This is a genomic window from Pseudomonas sp. MS01C9 (assembly GCF_058202755.1).
In genome coordinates this window covers 5,073,195-5,093,213 of record NZ_CM177073.1, presented here as the reverse complement: position 1 = coordinate 5,093,213, position 20,019 = coordinate 5,073,195, and the positions used below count along the sequence as shown (strand labels likewise).

Below are 20,019 nucleotides of genomic sequence, written 5' to 3'. Positions count from 1 at the left end.
CCTAGACTCGGCCCAACTCCAAGCCGTTCAGGAAATCGTCATGCGCACGCTTGCCCCACTGTCTCTCGCCCTGCTGTTCATCGCACCGCTGTCCCAGGCCAGGGAATACCCCATCGGCGAACCGCAACTGTGCCCAGGACTCGAGGTCGGTGCCGTGTACCTGCAACCGATCGAAATGGCCCCCGCCGGCATGATGCGGGCCACGGCGGATTCCGATGTGCACCTGGAAGCCGACATCCGTGCCACGGCAGACAATCAGCAAGGCTTCCAGGAGGGCAGCTTCGTGCCTTACCTCAACGTCTCGTTCAAGCTGAAGAAACAGGGCAACGACACCGAGCTCAAAGGCGACTTCCACGCCATGGTGGCCAACGACGGACCGCATTACGGCGACAACGTGAAACTGCTCGGCCCCGGTAGATATCAACTGACCTTCACCGTCCTGCCGCCCGGTGGCCATGCCTCCCTGGGCCGTCATACCGACAAGGAAACCGGCGTGGCGCCGTGGTTCGAACGTTGTGAATTGAAGTACGAATTCGTCTATGCCGGCATCGGCAAGAAAGGCGGGTATTGAAGATGAACCGTGCACCCCGCACGCCCCACGCCGCCAGCCATCGCCGCCTGGCGTGGCTGATGCTGGCCGGCCTGGCACTGCCTTCGGCGGCCCATGCGCAATTGCCGACCTACGAGCTGAGCATTCGTGATGGCCACTTCACCCCCGCCCTGCTGGAAGTGCCCGCCGGACAACGTTTCAAGATCGTGCTCAAGAACGTCGGCCAGGGTCCGGCAGAGTTCGAGAGCACGCCCTTGCGGGTGGAAAAGGTCCTGTCGCCGGGCGTCACCACGTTCGTCGTGATCCACCCGCTGCGCCCCGGGCACTATCCGTTCTTCGATGAATTCAATCCGCAACTGCCCGAGGGCGGCATCCTGGCCCGGTAACGGCCAGCAGGAGGCGTTTGCATGACTCAATCGATGTTCATTGTCTGGCGCGAAAGCGTCGAGGCGCTGCTGGTCATCGGGATTCTCCTGGCCTGGGTCGGTCGCCGGCCACAGTCCCGACGACTGTCGCGCTATGTATGGAGCGGAGCCGCGCTGGGCCTGCTGGTGTCGGCGCTCCTGGCCGGCCTGATCCTGCTCGCCGGCGAGGCCATGAGTGGTGCCGCGAACGAGTGGTTCCAAGCCGCCCTGGCGTTGATCGCCAGCCTGCTCATCGTGCAGATGGTGGGCTGGATGCACCGAAACGCCCGGACACTCAAGCAGGACCTGACACGCCACGCCGGTGAGCGCCTGGACCGCCAGGGTGGCCTTGGGCTGTTGGTCCTGGCACTGCTGGCGGTCAGCCGCGAAGGCAGTGAAACCGTGGTCTTCCTGTACGGCGCCGGTGCGAGGTTGCAAGGCACGTCACTGGGCCTGTTCGCCATTGGCGCAGTAGCCGGCCTGGCGCTGGCACTGCTGACCGTCACCCTGCTGCACGGCAGCCGCCGGTTCATCTCGTGGCCACATTTCTTCGCCATCAGCGAAGCGATCCTGCTGCTGTTGGGGGCCGCGCTGCTGGTCAGCGGCATGGAGCGGATCGCCGGGCAATGGCTCGCCATGGACTGGCCCGAGCCGGTGTATCGCGCCATCGGGGACGCCCTCTGGGACACCGGCGCGGTACTCGACGACGGCCATGGCCTGGGCGGCCTGCTGGCCGACTTCGCCGGCTATCGGGCGAGCCCCAGCATGCTGACCTTGGTCGTATGGCTGGGCTACTGGCTGCTGGTGGCCGGATGGCTGCGGCCGCGCAAGACGCGAAGCCTGCCATGCCCGACCTGAACCCGTGGCTCCAGCGCCTGGGCGATGGCATGCGGCGCCACGGTGCGACCATTCGCGCCGTGCAATGGGGGGTGGTGCTGTTCTATGCCGTGCTGTTGGTGCTGCCCGCCGTGGCGCCATTGCCGGCGAGCCAGGCGCGGCTGTTCGACAATCTCACCCTGCTGGCGCAGTTCCTGTTCTGGGGAATCTGGTGGCCGTTCGTCTTGCTGTCGATCGTACTGTTCGGTCGGCTCTGGTGTGGCGTGTTATGCCCTGAGGGCGCGTTGAGCGAATGGGCCAGTCGGTATGGCAAGGGCTTGGGCGTGCCCCGCGGGATGCGCTGGGCCGGCTGGCCCACCCTGGCGTTCTGCCTGACCACGATCTATGGCCAACTGATCAGCGTCTATGACTACGCCCAGGCGGCACTGCTGATCCTGGGAGGCTCGACCGTCGCGGCCATGGTGGTCGGCCTGCTGTTCGCCCGAGGCAAGCGGGTCTGGTGCCGTTACCTGTGTCCGGTCAGCGGCGTCTTCGCCCTGCTCGCCCGCCTGGCGCCGGTGCATTTTTTTGTGGACGAACAACGCTGGCTGGAGAACTTTGGCCCCCGCCGCCCGCCGCCCAATTGCGCGCCGCTGCTGGATATCCGCCGCCTGCGGGGCGCCGCGGACTGTCACGCCTGCGGTCGTTGCAGCGGCCAGCGCGATGCGGTGCGCTTGATTGCCCGTTCCAGCAGCCAGGAAATCCTGGAGGCGACGCCGGCCACCGTCTCGGCATGGGACGTGCGCCTGCTGCTGTTCGGGGTCATCGGCCTGGCCATGGGCGCCTTTCAATGGACCGTCAGCCCCTGGTTCATCGCCTTGAAGCAAGCGCTGGCACAATGGTTGGTTGCCCACGAGCTGTTCTGGCCGCTGCAGGACAATGCTCCCTGGTGGCTGCTGACCCATTACCCCCAGGCCAATGACAGTTTCAGTTGGCTCGACGGGTTTTGCATCCTCGCTTACCTGGGCACGAGCGCCATGCTGCTGGGCACCTCATTGCTGTTGCTGATGCGCCTGGCGGCGAGATTCGTGGGCGATCCCGCCCAATATTGGCCCTTGGCCATCACCTTGACGCCCCTTGGCGGTGCAGGATTGTTCCTCGGCCTGTCGGCCACCACCGTCAAGCTGTTGCGCTATGAAGGGTTGTTGCTCGAGTGGGTACAGCCGGCTCGCGCCGGGCTGCTGGTGGCGGCGATCGCCTGGAGCCTCTGGCTGGGTTACCGGCGCCTGGAACAGAGCGCAGCGACACCCCTCCAGCGATTGCCCGCCATGGCCTGCCTGGTATCGGCCAGCGGGCTGGTGGGCTATGGCTGGTGGTTACAGTTCTGGGGCTGGTGACACACCGCCCTGTGAAAGCGAACCTGCTTGCGATGACATCGGCACGGCCCCTTTTGCCATAAGCTGACTCACCGCCATTGCGAGCTGGCTCGTCCTCCGGGACCAGGGACATCGCTCGATGTCCCTGGGCATCGCCTGCTGGCTACACCTTGAACCGCGCCACTGTTTCATGCAGCGAACCCGCCATCTGGGCCAGGTCCTGACCGGCCGTGTCGGTGTGACGGGCGCCCAGCAGCACCTGCTCGGACAGGTTGCGAATCCCCGTCAGGTTGCGGTCTACCTCCCGGGCCACCAGCGCCTGCTGTTCCGTGGCGCTGGCGATCATCAGGTTGCGCTCGTTGATCTGCGAGATCGAACGGGCGATTTCATCCAGGGCATCGCCCGAGCGCTGGGCCACTTGCAGGGCGCTCTGCACCCGCTCGCTGTTGCTCTGCATGGCACTCACTGCCTGGCCGCTGTCCTGGCGGATGTTGCCGATCATGTCTTCGATTTCCCGGGTCGAATCCTGGGTGCGATGGGCCAGCGCCCGGACCTCGTCGGCCACCACCGCAAAGCCCCTTCCGGCGTCGCCGGCACGGGCCGCCTCGATGGCGGCGTTCAACGCCAGGAGATTGGTCTGTTCGGCGATGCTGCGGATCACGTCCAGCACCGAGCTGATGTCCTCGACCCGTCCCGCCAGTTGCTGGATGCGAGAGGAGGAATCCATCACGCCATCGGCCAATACGCCGATGGACGCAACCGTTTCCTGGACCTGCTCGCGCCCGCGCTGGGCGGTCTGTTCGGAGAGGCGCGACGCCTCGCTGGTGCTCACCGCATTGCGCGCCACTTCATCCACCGCGGCTGTCATCTGGTTCACCGCCGCCGCGGCCTGTTCGATTTCCATACCCTGCAATTGCAAGGTGCTGTTGGTCTGGCTGCTGACGGCACTCAACTCTTCGGACGAGCTGGCCACCCGGTCCACCGAGGCCGCGATATGGCGGACCATGGCGTTGAGATTCTGCTGCATGTCATGCATGTTGCTCATCACGCTGTCATTCGCACCGACGCCCACGGGAACCCGGATCGTCAGGTCGCCCTGGGCGATGAGGTTCAGCACCCGTGCCGCATCATCGGGTTCACCGCCCAGCGGACGGGTCACGCTGCGCGTCACCAGTATCGCGACAGTGCTCACCAGGGCCAGGCACATCAGCACCAGGGCGAGCATGTTGCGTCGTGCATCGCTGTAGCGTTCCTGGGCCAGGCGCTCGCGCTCGGCGAACAGCTTGCCCTGCATCGCCATCAGCCCTTCCAGGCTCTTGTACACCTCCAGCTCCGCCGGGATCACCCCTTGGCGCAGCTGCGTCATCGCCTCGTCCCTTGCGCCCTGGCGGATCAGCGTCTGCACCTGGACGAACGCCGCCACGTAGGCTTCGCGGCGCTTTTTCAGTTCAGCGTATGCGGCCTTGCCTTCGGGCTGGACCAACAGCGGTTCCAGCGTGGCAAAGGCCTGGGTGATGCGTTGCCGGGTGGCATCGATGGACTGTTGGACCTGGGCGTTGTCCTTGTCGATCAACAGGTCCCGGGTGTTGCGGGCGTTATCGCGCACGCCCGTGGCAATCACCATGATCGGATCGATCCTGGGCCAGTCCTGGCGGACAATCTGCTCGGCCTGGTCGCGCAGTGTCGCCAGGTCGTGCAAGGCGTAGAACGCCAGGGCGATCAACGCCAGGGGCGCGATGGCAAAGCCGATGACGATACGTTGGGCAGTGGTGAGTCTGGTCATATCAAATGCTCCCTGTTCAACTACCTGCCATCCGGCAGCGCATTTGAAAACCTTGAGAAAATGCCCGGTCAGGCCGGGCCGATGAGCCTCAGCGTGGCAGTGTCAACTGCGCAACACGAACGAGGGGAACAACTCGCGAAGGGCTCCCCACAGCTCGGGCTGCAAGGCTTGTGCCGAAACGCTGGAAAGATGGGGGTCGAGCATTCGGGCGGTGCGCACCAGTTGCACGGCGAAACGCTTGACGCCCTGCTCGCTCAGGCGCCGGGCCAGGGTCAACAGTCGATCGGGATCGAACAGGTGCCAATGCACGGTGGTGCGGCATTCGTAATCCACGCCACTGGCCAGCAAGTGGTCGAGGCTGCGCCAGTTGGCGGCACCGCTTCCCTCGACCCGGGTGACATCCAGCGCGTCCTCGGGCAGGGCCTTGATGTCGAAACCCACCCAGTCGGCCAGGCCCACCACCTTGGCGAAAGCCGCCGGCTTGATACCGGCGCTGTGCAGGCCGACGCGAAACCCCATCTGCCGCACTTCTTCCATGGCCAGGGCCAGGCCGTCCTGCAGAGTCGGCTCGCCACCGCTGAAGACCACGGCATCGAGCAGGTCCTGGCGACGCTGCAGGAATGCCAGTACCCGGCACCAGTCCACCTCCTCGCTGCCGCGCGGGGGGATCAGTTGCGGGTTATGGCAATAGCGACAACGCCAGGCACACCCCTGGCAGAACAGGACGCAAGCCAGTTGGCCCGGATAGTCGAGGGTGGTCAGGGGCACCATGCCCCCGACCCGCAGCACTCGACTCATGGACGCCCGGCCGCGCTTTCGGTGAAGTGCACCCGCTCGCGGTGCTCGGACTGTTTGCCTGGGTTGAACGCCGCCACCGGGCGGTGATAGCCCATCACTCGGGTCCAGACTTCGCAGCGTTGGCGCTGTGCCTGTGGAACGGTCTGTGATGCAGTCATGGATGTAGCTCCTTGCGGTCGATGGATCGGATCAGTGAACGCTGCCCTGGCGCTGTTGTTGCAGCAGCAAGGCCTCGTCGCATTTGGGGCAGAACTCGTGTTCGCCCGCCAGGTAGCCGTGCACCGGGCAGATGGAGAACGTCGGCGTGACGGTCAGGTACGGCAGCCGGAATCGCCCCAGGGCCTTGCGCACCAGTTGCTTGCAGGCCTGGGCGGAAGAAATCTGTTCGGCCATGTACAGGTGCAGCACGGTGCCGCCGGTGTACTTGCATTGCAGTTCGTCCTGCAGCTCCAGGGCTTCGAACGGATCGTCGGTGAAGCCCACCGGCAGTTGCGAGGAGTTGGTGTAGTAAGGCGCGACCGGACTGCCGGCCTGCAGGATGCCGGGGTAGCGCTTGAGGTCTTCCTTGGCGAAACGGTAGGTGGTGCCTTCGGCGGGCGTGGCCTCCAGGTTGTAGAGGTGGCCGGTTTCCTCCTGGAAACGCAGCAGCGTGGCCCGTACGTGATCCAGCAGCCTGAGCGCGAAAACCCGGCCCTGCTCGGTGTGCAGGCCCTGCTGGTCATCGGTGAAGTTGCGCAGCATTTCGTGCAGGCCATTCACCCCGATGGTGGAGAAATGATTGCGCAAGGTGCCCAGGTAGCGCTTGGTGTAGGGATACAAACCGGCATCCATGTGATGCTGGATGACCTTGCGCTTGACCTCCAGGCTCTCCTTGGCCAGTTCCATCAAGGTATCGAGGCGTTGCAGCAACGCACTGGTGTTGCCCTTGTAGAGGTAGCCCAGGCGCGCGCAATTGATCGTCACCACGCCAAGGGAACCGGTCTGCTCCGCCGAGCCGAACAGGCCGCCGCCGCGCTTGAGCAGTTCGCGCACATCCAGTTGCAGGCGGCAGCACATCGACCGCACCTGGTTGGGTTGCATGTCCGAATTGAGGAAGTTCTGGAAATACGGCAAGCCGTAGCGGGCGGTCATTTCGAACAGTCTGTCGGCGTTCTCGCTATCCCACGGGAAGTCATGGGTGATGTTGTAGGTGGGAATCGGGAAAGTGAACACCCGTCCTTTCGCGTCGCCGGCCTGCATCACTTCGATGTAGGCCCGGTTGAGCAGGTCCATTTCCTGTTGCAGGTCGCCATAGGCGAACGGCATTTCCTCACCGCCGATCACCGGGATCTGCTCGCGCAGGTCCTGCGGGCAGACCCAGTCGAACGTGAGGTTGGTGAACGGCGTCTGTGTGCCCCAGCGCGACGGGACGTTGAGGTTGTAGATGAACTCTTGCAACGCCTGGCGGACCTCGTCGTAGCCGAGCCTGTCCTTGCGCACATAAGGCGCCAGGTACGTGTCGAAGGAACTGAAGGCCTGGGCCCCGGCCCATTCGTTCTGCAAGGTCCCGAGGAAATTCACCATCTGCCCCAGGGCACTGCTCAGATGCCTGGGAGGCCCGGCCTCGACCCGTCCCGGCACACCGTTGAGGCCTTCATGCAACAACGTGCGCAAGGACCAGCCGGCACAGTAGCCGGCGAGCATGTCCAGGTCGTGGATATGCAGGTCGGCCTCGCGGTGGGCCTCGCCGATGGCCTGGCTGTAGACCTCGTCGAGCCAGTAGTTGGCGGTGACCTTGCCCGATACGTTGAGGATCAGCCCGCCGAGGGAGTAACCCTGGTTGGCGTTGGCCTGCACACGCCAGTCCTCGCGGTCCAGGTATTCGTTCATCGAGGTGGCGACTTCCACCAGGGTGCGACGATCCCGACGCAGGCGTCCGTGTTGTTCGCGATAGACGATGTAGGCGCGCATGGACAGGAAATACCCGGCGTCCATCAGAACGCGTTCGACACGGTCCTGGATCTGCTCGACGTTCAACCGTGTCTGTCCTTCCAACCGGGCCAGCACCGCCTGCAGCAGCTCCTCGGCCTCGGCCTCGGTATATTCGCCCGTGGCCTTGCCGGCGGCGATCAGCGCCTGGCGGATCTTGTTCGCGTCAAAGGCAACCACGCTGCCATCGCGCTTGTGCAAGCGGTTACAGCCCACAGCGATCAACATACTTTGCATTTTGGCTCCAGACACTACATATAGGATTTTTTCTTTATAAAAACACAATATGCAGTGGAGATTACGGCCAAACGATCGAGTTGCAATTGATCGATATCAAGAATCCGGGGCGACTATCCATCAGGCTTGAAAGATCATTTTGGCAGCCCCCTTATCCCTGTGGGAGCGCGCTTGCTCGCGATAGCGGTGGGTCAGTTGAGATCGATGTTCAATGGGCCGCCGTCATCGCGAGCAAACTCGCTCCCACAATTGGATCGGGGTACGACCGTGAGACCAAGAACAGGCCTGCTGCGCCCCCCAGCGGGAGCAAGCTCCCGCGCCACGGGGTTTGTGCAGGCCCTTAGCCTCCAGTCATGTTCATGAACCGTACGATCTGCACTTCTGCACCGGGGTTGAAATCATGCCGCAATGGCTTGCCGCGCAACGCCTGTCGCACCGCCTGGATGACCGGTTGGTCGTCCAGCGGATACCGGCGCAGCAAGCCGCGCAGGTCCAGGGAGTTTTCCTGTCCCAGACACAACAGCAAGCGCCCTTCGACGGTCATGCGCACCCGGTTGCAACTGGCGCAGAAGTTGTGGGTGTTGGGGGAAATGAAACCGATCCGGGTGTCCGGATGCTGTTCCAAACGCACATAACGCGCCGGCCCGCCGCTGTTTTCGGTGCTGTCCAGCAGCCGGTGATGGCGAGCGATCCCGGCCCGGACCTCATCGCTGGAACAGAACGACTCGCCCCGGGAACGCCCGACCTCCCCCAACGGCATTTCTTCGATGAAGCAGATATCGATGTGTTGGTCGATGGCGTACTGCACCAACGCCGGGACTTCATCGAAGTTGCGGCCTTTCATGACCACGCAGTTGAGCTTGATCCGCTCAAACCCGCCGACCTTCGCCGCTTCAATCCCTGCCAGCACTTGATCGAGGTTGCCGTTACGGGTGATCGCCCGAAAACGCTCACCGTCGAGGCTGTCGAGGCTGATGTTCAGGCGCTTGACTCCGGCCTCCACCAACGGCCGGGCCAGTCGCGCCAGTTGCGAGCCATTGCTGGTCATCACCAACTCCCGCAGGCCGGGCAGTGCGGCGATGTCGCGACACAAGCCGACGATGCCGGGACGGATCAGCGGCTCGCCGCCGGTCAGGCGGATTTTCTTCACCCCCAGCCCGACGAACAAGCGCGCCAGCCGATGTATCTCTTCCAGCGTCAGTACCTGCTGGCGCGGCAGGAAGGTCATGTTTTTCGCCATGCAGTACACACAGCGAAAATCACAACGATCGGTCACCGACATCCGCAGATAATCGATCTGGCGCCCAAATCCGTCCTGCAACACGGCGTTCATGGATACCCCCTGGTTGGCCCGGTGTTCACTGCACCAACGGCGAGTCGGCGCCCTGGAGATGGATGCCACGGATGTCCGCCGCACCGACCAGGGTCTGCAGGTACTGCACCAGCGCCTTTTGCCACACGCCCTGCTCCAGCTGGGTGCGGATGGCGGTCGCCACGGCTTCGTAAGGCAGCGGCTGGCCTTCGATGCGCTGGTCGATGCTGATCACGTGCCAGCCATAGCGACTTTCCAGCGGCTTGCCTGCCAGGCCCGCCGGCAGCGTGAACAACTGACGCTCCAACTCGGGCACGGTCTGACCCTTGCTGATCTGCCCCAACGACCCGCCCTGCTCCTTGGACGGGCACGCCGAATACTTCAGCGCCAACTCGGCGAAGCTGCCGGGAAACTGGTCCAGCCGCTGGAGCAGCAACTCGGCCTGGGCATGGGCCAGGCTGCGGGCCTCGGCGTCATCCGGCGCGCATTCGAGCAGGATGTGTCGCACCGCCAGCAACGGCGCGCTGTGGAAACGCGCCCGGTTGCTTTCGTAGTAATGCCGGCAGGTGGCCTCGTCACATTGCGGCACCTGCACCTCACGTTCGAGCAACAGCCGCGTGGCTGCCTCTTCTTCGTTTTCACCGGCAGCGACCTGCAACGCCAGGCCCAGCTCGGCGATGCGCTGCTGGAGCAATTGGCGAATCACCAGGGCCCGTGCCGCCTGGTAGACCGCCTCCTCGCGACTGTCAGCCGGGTGATATTGCAGCTCCTGGGCCATCGCCTGCGGGGTGATGGACACCCCGTTGACGCTGATGATCGGCCATTGCTGTTCACTGCTGGCAATCAACTGCGGCGCTTCATCTACCGCCACCGGCCCAGCCTGGGCCGGCTCGAACTGCGCCGCCCCGACGGGGTCCACATCGACCACCGGCGGCACTTTTGCCGAGGAGCCGCAACCACCGCTACCGCTACCACCGCCACATCCGCATCCACTGGCCATGATCTTCTCCTCAGAACTTCTGCCGAACGATTTGATAACGACGTCCCAGGTACCAGACCGGCGCACTGACGATGTGGACCAGACGGGTGAACGGAAACAGCACGAACAGGGTCAGGCCCAACAGCACATGGAGCTTGTAGACCAGGCCCACCGGTGCCATGGCGGTGGCCGCCTCCACCGGACGCAGCAGCACGGTGTTCTGGGCCCAGTCGGCCAGCATCACCATCACCGAGCCGTCCATATGGGCAGTGGACGCCACGATGGTCATCAAGCCCAATACCAGTTGCACCAGCAGCACCACCAACACCAGGATGTCCGAAGTGTTGGACGTGGCACGCACGCGCGGGTCGGTCAAGCGGCGGTTGAGCAGCATCAGCAGGCCGATCAGCCCCAGCACGCCGAAGAAACCGCCGGAAACCATCGCCAGCAACTGCTTGTTCTCGGTGCTCAACACATGGTGGTAGATCGCCGAGGGCGTCAGCAGACCAACGAAGTGGCCGGCCAGCACGAACAGCACGCCAATGTGGAACAGGTTGCTCGCCACGCGCATGCCGCGGTTGCTCAGCATCTGGCTGGAGCCGGCCTTCCAGGTGTACTGGGACAGGTCGAACCGTGCCCAACTGCCGATCAGGCAGACCGCCAGGGCCACATAGGGATAGACCCCGAACAGCAACAGATCCCATTTAGACATTGCCCACCTCCCCGGCTGGCGCTGCGGCCCGCCCTTCATGCTGAAAATCCACCCAGTGCAACGGCACCGGACCTTCTTCCCGGATCTTGCCCGGCGCGCTCGGCAGCGAACTGCAACGCTCCTGCTGCTCGGCCTTCATGAAATCCACCACCTCTTCTTCCCAGACCCTGTCCAGGGCTTCGAGGGAGTCGTCCCGTGGCTCGGCTTTCACCTGCTCTGCCAGCCCGGCGACCGCCGTCTGGGGTTCGGCCCCGGCAATCTGCAACAGGGCCCGGAAACAGCTGGCGTAGGCGCTTTCCCGCTCGTCCAGGCGCGCCGCCAGCAAGGCCAGCAAGTGCGCCACGTCCGCCAACCCTTCACGGGCCTCGATGTCTTCGCGGGTGGACAGAAACTCCAGGTACAGGGGGATGTAGTCGGGCAGCTCCTTGACGCCGATGGCGAAGCCGGCTTCTTCGTACTGGGCCATCATGTCCACCATGGCCTGGCCGCGGTCGCGGGACTCACCGTGGACATGTTCGAACAACAGCAGCGACAGCGAACGGCCGCGACCGAACAGCGCCCCGTAGTGTTCCTGGCCGTCCATCAGATCCTGGCTGCAGATCAGCTCCAGCAGCTCGAACAGCCCGGCACGCTGGGCGGGACTGATTTCCCGGGCCTGGAGAATCGCCTGTTCGAGTTCGTCACGGGCGGCCACCAGGGTTTCGGTCGGGTAGTCGAGGAGCAGCGAAATCACCTTGAGAATGCGCATGTTCATTCCTCCCACAACTGCACGGTCTTGATCACATCCCGGCGGTTGGCCTTCTTGCCGCCGAACATGTTGGTGTCGGAACTGCCGCTGCAACCGCTGCCGAAGCTGAAGCCGCAACCGGAGCGCTCGGCGAATGCGTCGCTCATGGCGTCTTCGCGGTGGGCGCTGGGCACGACGAAACGATCCTCGTAGTTGGCGATGGCCAGGTAGCGGTACATCTCCTCCACCTGGTTCACGCTCAGGCCGACGTCGGCCAGCACTTGCAGGTCCTGTACGCCATCGACCTGCTGGGAACGCTTGTAGGCGCGCATTGCCAGCAGGCGCTTGAGGGCATGCCTGACCGGCTTTTCGTCACCGGCGGTGAGCATGTTGGCCAGGTAACGCAATGGGATGCGCAGGCTGTCGACGTCCGGGATCACCCCGTTCATGCCCACGGTACCGGCGGCCGCAGCGTTCTGGATCGGCGACAGTGGCGGCACGTACCAGACCATCGGCAAGGTGCGGTATTCCGGGTGCAGCGGGAGCGCGAGCTTCCAGTCCACGGCCATCTTGTAGACCGGCGAACGCTGGGCCGAGTCGATCACCGACTGCGGCACACCATCGGCCAGGGCCTGGCGGATCACCGCCGGGTCGTTGGGGTCGAGGAAAATCTCCAGTTGCTTCTCGTACAGGTCCTTCTCATCGGCGGTGCTTGCCACTTCGCTGATGCGGTCGGCGTCGTACAGCAGCACGCCGAGGTAACGGATCCGGCCGACGCAGGTTTCGGCGCACACCGTCGGCATCCCCGCCTCGATGCGCGGGTAGCAGAAGATGCATTTCTCCGACTTGCCGCTCTTCCAGTTGAAGTAGATCTTCTTGTAAGGGCAGCCGCTGATGCACATGCGCCAGCCGCGGCACTTCTCCTGGTCGATCAGGACGATGCCGTCTTCCTCGCGCTTGTAGATCGCCCCGCTCGGGCAGGATGCCGCGCACGCCGGGTTCAGGCAGTGCTCGCACAGGCGCGGCAAGTACATCATGAAGGTGTTTTCGTACTCGCCGTAGATGTCCGCCTGGACCTTGTCGAAGTTCTTGTCCTTGCGCCGCTTGGCGAATTCGGTACCGAGGATCTCCTCCCAGTTCGGGCCCCACTCGATCTTTTCCATGCGCTTGCCGGACACCACCGAACGCGGCCGTGCGGTGGGTTGATGTTCGCCCAGTGGCGCGGTGTGCAGGTGCTGGTAGTCGAAATCGAACGGCTCGTAGTAATCGTCCAGGCTGGGCAGGTCCGGGTTGGCGAAGATGTTCGCCAGCACACGGAACTTGCCGCCGATGCGCGGGTTGATCGAACCGTCGGCGTTGCGGACCCAGCCGCCCTTCCACTTGTCCTGGTTCTCCCATTCCTTTGGGTAGCCGATGCCCGGCTTGGACTCGACGTTGTTGAACCAGGCGTATTCCATCCCTTCGCGGCTGGTCCAGACGTTCTTGCAGGTGATGGAGCAAGTGTGACAGCCGATGCATTTGTCCAGGTTCAGGACCATGCCGATTTGTGAGCGAATCTTCATCTCAGTTCTCCTCGATATCGGTTGGCAGTGGACGCGGCAGATCATCGCCACTGGAACCGTCGAGCCAATCGACCTTGGCCATCTTGCGCACCACGACGAATTCGTCGCGGTTGCAACCGACCGTGCCGTAATAGTTGAAGCCATAGGCCTGCTGGGCGTAGCCACCGATCATGTGGGTGGGCTTGAGCACCACGCGGGTCACCGAGTTGTGGTGGCCACCACGGGTCTTGGTGGTTTCGGAACCTGGCACGTTCACGATCCGTTCCTGGGCGTGGTACATCATCACCATGCCCTCCTTGACCCGCTGGCTGACCACCGCCCGGGCGGTCAGCGCGCCGTTGGCGTTGAAGCATTCGATCCAGTCGTTGTCCTCGATGCCGGCGCGCCTGGCGTCGATTTCCGAAAGCCAGACAATCGGCCCGCCACGGCTCAAGGTCAGCATCAGCAGGTTGTCGCTGTAGGTGCTGTGGATGCCCCATTTCTGGTGCGGGGTGATCCAGTTCAGGACGATCTCGGTCTCGCCATTGCCGCGCTTGCCCTTCACGCCGGCGATGGTGCGGGTGTTGACCGGAGGCCGATAGCTCATCAGCTGCTCGCCGAACGCCTGCATCCAGGGGTGATCCTGGTAGAACTGCTGGCGACCGGTGATGGTGCGCCATGGAATCGACTCGTGGACGTTGGTGTAGCCGGCGTTGTAGCTCACATGGTCGTCTTCCAGGCCGGACCAGGTCGGGCTGGAAATGATCTTGCGCGGCTGGGCCTGGATGTCGCGGAAGCGAATGGCCTCATGCTCCTTGGAGACGGCCAGGTGGCTGTGGTCGATGCCGGTGAATTCCGACAGCGCCGCCCAGGCTTTCACCGCCACATGGCCGTTGGTTTCCGGAGCCAGGGACAGGATCACTTCGGCGGCGTCGATGGCGCTGTCGATCTTCGGCCGCCCTTGGCTGATACCGGCGTCCACTTCATGATGATTGAGCTCGCCGAGGAACTTCACCTCGGCGTCGGTGTTCCAGTTGATGCCCTTGCCGCCGTTGCCGAGTTTTTCCAGCATCGGGCCCAGGGAGGTGAATTGCTTGTAGATGTTGGGGTAGTCGCGCTCCACCACTTGCAGGTTCGGTGCGTTCTTGCCCGGTACCGGCGCCACACCGGCGCTTTTCCAGTCGGTCCCGCCAAATGGCTGGGCCAGTTCGCCAACGCTGTCGTGCATCAACGGTACGGTCACCAGGTCTTTTTCCACGCCCAGGTGTCCGACGGCCATGGCGGAAAACGCTTTGGCGATGCCCTTGTAGATTTCCCAGTCCGAGCGCGATTCCCAGGCCGGATCGATGGCGGCGGACAGCGGGTGGATGAACGGGTGCATGTCCGAGGTGTTCATGTCGTCTTTTTCGTACCAGGTAGCGGTCGGCAAGACGATGTCGGAATACACGCAGGTCGAGGACATGCGGAAGTCCAGGGTGGTCACCAGGTCGAGCTTGCCAATGGCACCCTCGTCGACCCATTCGGCTTCAGTGGGCTTGCAGTCACCGACCTGGCCGATGTCTTCGTTCATCACGCCGTTCTTGGTGCCCAGCAGGTACTTGAGCATGTACTCGTGGCCCTTGCCCGAGGAGCCCAGCAGGTTGGACCGCCAGATGAACATGTTGCGCGGGAAGTTCACCGGGCTGTCCGGTTGCTCGCAGGCAAAGCGCAGGGAGCCGTCCTGCAGCGACTTGACCACATAATCCTTGGGTTCCAGGCCCGCGGCGGCGGCATCGCGGCAGATGTGCAGCGGGTTGGTGTTGAGTTGCGGCGCGCTGGGCAACCAGCCGGCCCGTTCGGCGCGGATGTTGTAGTCCAGGGCGTGCTCGGGGAACTGCGACTTGTCGGCCAGGGGCGAAAGCACGTCGTGCATGCTCATCTTCTCGTGGCGCCATTGCGAGCTATGGCCATAGAAGAAGCTGGTGCCGTTCATCTGCCGGGGCGGACGGTTCCAGTCCAGGCCGAAGGCCAGGGGCAGCCAGCCGCATTGCGGACGCAGCTTTTCCTGGCCGACGTAGTGGGCCCAGCCGCCGCCGGTCTGGCCGATGCAACCGCAGAGCATGAGCATGTTGATCAGCCCGCGGTAGTTCATGTCCATGTGATACCAGTGGTTCATCGCCGCCCCGACGATGATCATCGAGCGGCCACGGGTCTTGTCGGCGTTGTCGGCGAACTCGCGGGCGATCTGGATCGCCTTCTCGCGGCTCACACCAGTGATCTGCTCCTGCCAGGCTGGCGTACCGGGTACCGAGGCGTCGTCGTAGTCCTTGGCGACGTTGGCGCCCCCCAGGCCACGGTCGATGGCCAGGTTGGCCGCCGACAGGTCGAATACAGTGGCGACTTTCGCCACGCTGCCATCGGCCAGCACCACGCTGTGCACCGGCACCCTACGGAACTGCACCGCATCACCGGCCACGTGCTGGAAGTACTCCTGGGCTTCGCCGGCGAAGTACGGGAACGCCACCTCGGCGACGTCACCGCCGATCAGGCTCAGCTTGAGGTCGATTTCACGCCCCTCGCCGCCTTCACGGGGCAGGATGTTCCACTTGCCCTTCTCGCCCCAGCGATAGCCGATGGAACCCTGGGGGGAAACCAGCTCGCCGTTGGCATCCAGGGCGATGGTTTTCCATTGCGGGTTGTTGTCCTGGCCGAGGTTGTCGGTCAGGTCGCTGGCCCGCAGGAAACGGTCCGGCTGGTAGCCCGCGCCTGGTGCAGCGCCAAGCATCGGCTTGAGCATCACCAGCACCGGCAGGTCGGTGTAGCGCTTGGCGTATTCGGTGAAATAGGCGCTGGGCTTGTCCAGGTGGAATTCTTTGAAGATCACATGGTTGAAGGCCTGGGCCAGGGCGGCGTCGGTGCCCTGCTTGGGGTTGAGCCACAGGTCGGTGAGCTTGGCGACTTCCGAGTAGTCCGGGGTGATCGCCACGGTCTTGGTGCCCTTGTAGCGCACCTCGGTGAAGAAGTGGGCATCAGGGGTACGGGTCTGCGGGACGTTGGAGCCCCAGGCGATGATGTAGTTGGAGTTGTACCAGTCGGCCGATTCCGGCACGTCGGTCTGCTCGCCCCAGACCATCGGCGAAGCGGGCGGCAGGTCGCAATACCAGTCATAGAAGCTCAGGCACACGCCACCGATCAGCGACAGGTAGCGCGAGCCGGCGGCGTAGCTGACCATGGACATGGCCGGGATCGGCGAGAAACCCACCACCCGGTCAGGGCCATGGGTCTTGACGGTGTAGACGTTGGCGGCGGCGATGATCTCGTTGACTTCTTCCCAGTTGGAGCGGATGAAGCCGCCCATGCCGCGCTTGCTTTTATAGGCGTCGGCCTTGGCCTTGTCCTCGACGATGCTGGCCCAGGCCTCCACCGGCGGCAGGGTCTGCCGGGCTTCGCGCCACAGCTTGAGCAACGGCTTGCGGATCTTCGGGTACTTGAGCCGGTTGGCGCTGTAGATGTACCAGCTGTAGCTCGCGCCGCGAGGGCAACCGCGAGGTTCGTGGTTGGGCAGGTCGTTGCGGGTGCGCGGGTAGTCGGTCTGCTGGGTTTCCCAGGTGATAAGGCCGTTCTTGACGTAGATTTTCCACGAGCACGAGCCGGTGCAGTTCACTCCATGGGTCGAACGCACGATCTTGTCGTACTGCCAGCGGGAACGGTAGACGTTTTCCCAGTCGCGGGACTCCTTGCGGGTCTCGCCGTGACCGTCGGAAAACTCGCCTTGCTTGCGGTTGAAGAACCGCAGTTGATCCAGTAAATGACTCACAGTGTCTTCCTCTCAGGCTTGCTCCGCGGGGTCTGCGCCCCGCCCAGGCAGGTTTAGGTTCGGCTTAGCAAGGTGTCGCGGCGCCCTTGCGGGCATACCACCACCAGGTCACCACGATGCAGCTCAGGTAGAAGCCGACGAACATGTAGAAGGCCATCTCCGGACCGCCCGTCAGGGCCATCGAAGTGCCGAATGATTTAGGAATGAAGAACGCACCGAAGGCGCCCATGGCCGAGCTGAAGCCCAGCACCGCGGCCGACTCCTTGCCGGCGTTCTTGAGCGCTTGCTCGCGCACCTCGGGCTTTTTCCCCAGGGCGGCTTTTTCATGCAGGGTGCGGAAGATCACCGGGATCATGCGGAACGTGGAACCGTTGCCCACGCCAGTGGTGATGAACAGCAACATGAACAGGCCCAGGAAGCCGTAGAAGTTGCCGCCCTGGCCACCTTGGGGCAGAAAGTGCATGACGCCGAACACCATCGCGATCATCATCACGAAGTTCCACAGGGTGACCTTCGCACCGCCGAGCTTGTCCGCCAGCCAACCACCCAGCGGCCGCACCAGGGCGCCCACCAGGGGGCCGAGGAAGGCGAATTTCAGGGCGATGACTTCCGGGAACGAAGTCTTGATCAGCAGCGGGAACGCGGCGGAGAAGCCAATGAACGAGCCGAAGGTCGCCAGGTACAGCCAGCACATCAGCCAGTTGTGCTTGCGCTTGAAGATCACCGCTTGTTCGCTGAACGAGGCCCGGGCGCTGGACAAATCGTTCATGCCGAACCAGGCAATCAGGGTCACGGCCAGGATGAACGGCACCCAGATGAAACCGGCGTTCTGCAGCCACAGCGAGCTGCCGTCAGCCAATACCTGGGGCTCGCCGCCCATGAAGCCGAACACCCCGAAGGAGATCACCAGCGGCACGCAGAACTGCATCACCGAGACGCCCAGGTTGCCCAGCCCGGCGTTCAGGCCCAGGGCGGTGCCCTGCTGGGACTTGGGATAGAAGAAGCTGATGTTGGACATGCTGGAGGCGAAGTTGCCGCCGCCAAAACCGCAGAGCAATGCGATCAGCACGAAGACGCTGTAGGGCGTGCCCGGATCCTGTACCGCGAAGCCCATCCACAGCGCCGGCACCAGCAGCGATGCAGTGCTCAGGGCGGTCCAGCGCCGACCGCCGAAGATCGGCACCATGAACGAATAGAAGATGCGCAAGGTGGCACCGGACAGCCCCGGCAGCGCCGCCAGCCAGAACAGCTGGTCGGTGCTGAAACTGAAGCCGATGGCGTTCAGGCGCACGATCACCGTGCTCCAGACCATCCACACGGCGAAGGCCAGCAGCAGCGCCGGGATCGAGATCCACAGGTTGCGCCGTGCGGTCTGTTTGCCACTGCTGCCCCAGAAGGCGGGGTCTTCCGGGCGCCAGTCATGGATGACCGGGCCTTTGTCAGGCGTTTGCAGAACGGACATGTTCTTCTCCTTGGGCAATGCTGGAAAACGGGGGTTGGCTGGCGGGCTGACGCTTGCCCAGCAGCGGGCGCTTGCGCATTTCGCTGAAGTACATCCAGATGAGGGAGACCCAGACCACGCCGTACAGCAACATGAAGCAGGACGAGCGCACGCCGGTGAGGTCCACCAGGGCGCCGAACATGATCGGCAGCACGAAGCCGCCCAGGCCGCCGGCCAGGCCGACGATGCCGGACACCGCGCCCATGTTTTTCGGGTAGTCGTTGGCGATGTACTTGAAGACCGAGGCCTTGCCGAACGCGAAGGCGATGCCCATCACGAACAGCAGCACGGTGAACAGGGTGGCGTTGAGGCCGATGTGGAAGTCGACGATGCCGTTGACGGTCTGCACTTGCAGCTGGGTCTGGGGATAGGACAGCAGGAACAGACAGATCCAGCTGACCCACAACACCCACCAGGTCACGCTCTGGGCACCCCAGCGGTCGGACATCCAGCCACCGACGGCGCGCAGCACACCACCGGGCAGCGAAAAGCACGCCGCCAGCAGCGCCGCGCTCTGCAGGCTGAAACCGTATTCCTGCACGTAGTATTTGGTCATCCACAGCGCCAGGGCCACATAGCCGCCGAACACGATCGAGTAGTACTGGCAGTAGCGCCACACGGCCGGCTCTTTCAGGGCCTTGAGCTGTTCGCGCAGGCTGGCGCCGTTGGCGCTGCGGTGCTCTTTTTTCTCGGCGGTGAGGAACCAGAACGACAGCGCGGTGAGGAACAGGATCGCGCTGAACACCTTCGGCACCAGGTGCCAGGAGCCCAGGGCGATCAAGGCCGGCGCAAGGAACTTGGTCACCGCCGCACCGGCGTTGCCGGCACCGAAGACGCCCATGGCAAAGCCCTGGTTCTGTTTGTCGAACCACTTGGCGACGTAGGCGATGCCCACCGAAAACGAACCGCCGGCCAGGCCGACGAACAGCCCCAGGACCAGGAACTGCCAGAAGGCCGTGGCCAGGGTGATCAGGTATAACGGCAGTACGCAGGACAGCATCAGCAGGAAGAACACGATGCGCCCGCCGAAACGGTCGGTGAGCAGCCCCAGGGGCAGGCGCACCAGCGAACCGGTCAGTACCGGCGTGGCGGCCAGCAGGCCAAACTGGGTTTCGTTGAGGGCCAGCATTTCCTTGATGGGAACGCCGAGCACCGCGAACATCATCCAGACCATGAAGCACACGGTGAAGGCCAGGGTACTCATCCCCAGTACCAACCCTTGTTGCACTTGCGCTCGCATCACGATGCTCCCATCAGTTCGATGAGCGCAGACTAGTGATGCCTACCCCGCAAAAACTTGACGTGAGTCAAAGAGCCTCCCGGGGGTATGGGCCTATGCTTGGCCCACCTACCTCCAAGGAGGTAGTCCCTGAAATTGATAGAACCTTTTGTTTATCAATAGCTTGAACGAATTGGCCGAAGCTTTTATGGAAACGGAACGGCCAACAACTCTTTAGAGGTAGTGCGCCCGGGATCGGCTGCAACACCCTCGATCCGAGGCACCCTATGCTCGTTTTAC

General features: G+C 63.6%; 16 protein-coding genes. 4 read left to right on the top strand and 12 right to left on the bottom strand.

Annotated features, from left to right (window positions below; genetic code table 11):
• The first annotated feature begins 40 nt into the window (after window positions 1–40).
• The 4 genes from AC1M7R_RS23120 to AC1M7R_RS23105 are packed head-to-tail and all read left to right on the top strand — an operon-like array spanning window position 41 to window position 3,167.
• Window positions 41–571, top strand: coding sequence for an iron transporter (locus AC1M7R_RS23120; protein WP_072390960.1), 531 nt, complete (start codon window positions 41–43; stop codon window positions 569–571).
• Window positions 572–573: 2 nt separating this feature from the next.
• Complete coding sequence (locus AC1M7R_RS23115; protein ID WP_072390957.1) at window positions 574–936, top strand: cupredoxin domain-containing protein; 363 nt, start codon at window positions 574–576, stop codon at window positions 934–936.
• Window positions 937–957: 21 nt separating this feature from the next.
• Window positions 958–1,812, top strand: a complete 855-nt coding sequence (locus AC1M7R_RS23110) for an FTR1 family iron permease (RefSeq protein ID WP_072390954.1) — start codon at window positions 958–960, stop codon at window positions 1,810–1,812.
• Complete coding sequence (locus AC1M7R_RS23105; RefSeq protein WP_076407376.1) at window positions 1,800–3,167, top strand: 4Fe-4S binding protein; 1,368 nt, start codon at window positions 1,800–1,802, stop codon at window positions 3,165–3,167. Before AC1M7R_RS23110 ends, AC1M7R_RS23105 begins: the two co-directional genes overlap by 13 nt.
• A 142-nt stretch (window positions 3,168–3,309) precedes the next feature.
• Here the strand turns inward: AC1M7R_RS23105 and AC1M7R_RS23100 are convergent, their stop codons facing one another.
• The 12 genes from AC1M7R_RS23100 to AC1M7R_RS23045 form a co-directional block, all read right to left on the bottom strand.
• Window positions 3,310–4,929 (bottom strand): methyl-accepting chemotaxis protein, encoded by a 1,620-nt coding sequence (locus AC1M7R_RS23100; RefSeq protein ID WP_072390951.1) that lies wholly within the window; start codon window positions 4,927–4,929, stop codon window positions 3,310–3,312.
• Between the two features lie 102 nt (window positions 4,930–5,031).
• Entirely contained in the window at window positions 5,032–5,727 is a 696-nt protein-coding gene (locus AC1M7R_RS23095; protein WP_072390948.1) for an anaerobic ribonucleoside-triphosphate reductase activating protein, read from the bottom strand.
• Window positions 5,724–5,885, bottom strand: a complete 162-nt coding sequence (gene nrdD, locus AC1M7R_RS23090) for an anaerobic ribonucleoside-triphosphate reductase (RefSeq protein WP_072390945.1) — start codon at window positions 5,883–5,885, stop codon at window positions 5,724–5,726. Before nrdD ends, AC1M7R_RS23095 begins: the two co-directional genes overlap by 4 nt.
• 31 nt (window positions 5,886–5,916) lie before the next feature.
• Window positions 5,917–7,932 (bottom strand): ribonucleoside triphosphate reductase, encoded by a 2,016-nt coding sequence (locus tag AC1M7R_RS23085; protein ID WP_072390942.1) that lies wholly within the window; start codon window positions 7,930–7,932, stop codon window positions 5,917–5,919.
• 340 nt (window positions 7,933–8,272) lie between these two features.
• Complete coding sequence (gene moaA, locus AC1M7R_RS23080; protein WP_072459239.1) at window positions 8,273–9,265, bottom strand: GTP 3',8-cyclase MoaA; 993 nt, start codon at window positions 9,263–9,265, stop codon at window positions 8,273–8,275.
• 25 nt (window positions 9,266–9,290) lie between these two features.
• On the bottom strand, window positions 9,291–10,244 hold the full coding sequence (locus AC1M7R_RS23075; RefSeq protein WP_072390936.1) for a peptidylprolyl isomerase: 954 nt from the start codon (window positions 10,242–10,244) through the stop codon (window positions 9,291–9,293).
• Window positions 10,245–10,254: 10 nt separating this feature from the next.
• The gene (gene narI, locus AC1M7R_RS23070; protein ID WP_072390933.1) at window positions 10,255–10,935 is read right to left on the bottom strand and encodes a respiratory nitrate reductase subunit gamma; all 681 of its coding nucleotides are present in this window, start codon (window positions 10,933–10,935) and stop codon (window positions 10,255–10,257) included.
• Window positions 10,928–11,683 carry a nitrate reductase molybdenum cofactor assembly chaperone gene (gene narJ, locus AC1M7R_RS23065; RefSeq protein WP_072390930.1) on the bottom strand — a complete coding sequence of 252 codons (756 nt, stop codon included), beginning with the start codon at window positions 11,681–11,683 and terminating at the stop codon, window positions 10,928–10,930. Before narJ ends, narI begins: the two co-directional genes overlap by 8 nt.
• Before the next feature lie 2 nt (window positions 11,684–11,685).
• Window positions 11,686–13,224, bottom strand: a complete 1,539-nt coding sequence (gene narH, locus AC1M7R_RS23060; protein WP_072390927.1) for a nitrate reductase subunit beta — start codon at window positions 13,222–13,224, stop codon at window positions 11,686–11,688.
• Between the two features lies 1 nt (window position 13,225).
• Window positions 13,226–16,999, bottom strand: a complete 3,774-nt coding sequence (locus AC1M7R_RS23055) for a nitrate reductase subunit alpha (RefSeq protein WP_072390924.1) — start codon at window positions 16,997–16,999, stop codon at window positions 13,226–13,228.
• Window positions 17,000–17,063: 64 nt separating this feature from the next.
• Window positions 17,064–18,461: a NarK family nitrate/nitrite MFS transporter gene (locus AC1M7R_RS23050; protein ID WP_072390921.1), complete on the bottom strand. Its 1,398-nt coding sequence runs from the start codon at window positions 18,459–18,461 to the stop codon at window positions 17,064–17,066.
• The gene (locus AC1M7R_RS23045; protein ID WP_207956440.1) at window positions 18,439–19,740 is read right to left on the bottom strand and encodes an MFS transporter; all 1,302 of its coding nucleotides are present in this window, start codon (window positions 19,738–19,740) and stop codon (window positions 18,439–18,441) included. The genes AC1M7R_RS23050 and AC1M7R_RS23045 overlap by 23 nt, the downstream gene beginning before the upstream one ends.
• Between the last annotated feature and the right edge of the window lie 279 nt (window positions 19,741–20,019).

Bases quoted from the DNA above. Each gene is read 5' to 3' on its own strand.
- AC1M7R_RS23120 (WP_072390960.1), top strand. From the start codon at position 41: ATGCGCACGCTTGCCCCACTGTCTCTCGCCCTGCTGTTCATCGCACCG.
- AC1M7R_RS23115 (WP_072390957.1), top strand. From the start codon at position 574: ATGAACCGTGCACCCCGCACGCCCCACGCCGCCAGCCATCGCCGCCTG.
- AC1M7R_RS23110 (WP_072390954.1), top strand. From the start codon at position 958: ATGACTCAATCGATGTTCATTGTCTGGCGCGAAAGCGTCGAGGCGCTG.
- AC1M7R_RS23105 (WP_076407376.1), top strand. From the start codon at position 1,800: ATGCCCGACCTGAACCCGTGGCTCCAGCGCCTGGGCGATGGCATGCGG.
- AC1M7R_RS23100 (WP_072390951.1), bottom strand. From the start codon at position 4,929: ATGACCAGACTCACCACTGCCCAACGTATCGTCATCGGCTTTGCCATC.
- AC1M7R_RS23095 (WP_072390948.1), bottom strand. From the start codon at position 5,727: ATGAGTCGAGTGCTGCGGGTCGGGGGCATGGTGCCCCTGACCACCCTC.
- nrdD (WP_072390945.1), bottom strand. From the start codon at position 5,885: ATGACTGCATCACAGACCGTTCCACAGGCACAGCGCCAACGCTGCGAA.
- AC1M7R_RS23085 (WP_072390942.1), bottom strand. From the start codon at position 7,932: ATGCAAAGTATGTTGATCGCTGTGGGCTGTAACCGCTTGCACAAGCGC.
- moaA (WP_072459239.1), bottom strand. From the start codon at position 9,265: ATGAACGCCGTGTTGCAGGACGGATTTGGGCGCCAGATCGATTATCTG.
- AC1M7R_RS23075 (WP_072390936.1), bottom strand. From the start codon at position 10,244: ATGGCCAGTGGATGCGGATGTGGCGGTGGTAGCGGTAGCGGTGGTTGC.
- narI (WP_072390933.1), bottom strand. From the start codon at position 10,935: ATGTCTAAATGGGATCTGTTGCTGTTCGGGGTCTATCCCTATGTGGCC.
- narJ (WP_072390930.1), bottom strand. From the start codon at position 11,683: ATGCGCATTCTCAAGGTGATTTCGCTGCTCCTCGACTACCCGACCGAA.
- narH (WP_072390927.1), bottom strand. From the start codon at position 13,224: ATGAAGATTCGCTCACAAATCGGCATGGTCCTGAACCTGGACAAATGC.
- AC1M7R_RS23050 (WP_072390921.1), bottom strand. From the start codon at position 18,461: ATGTCCGTTCTGCAAACGCCTGACAAAGGCCCGGTCATCCATGACTGG.
- AC1M7R_RS23045 (WP_207956440.1), bottom strand. From the start codon at position 19,740: ATGCGAGCGCAAGTGCAACAAGGGTTGGTACTGGGGATGAGTACCCTG.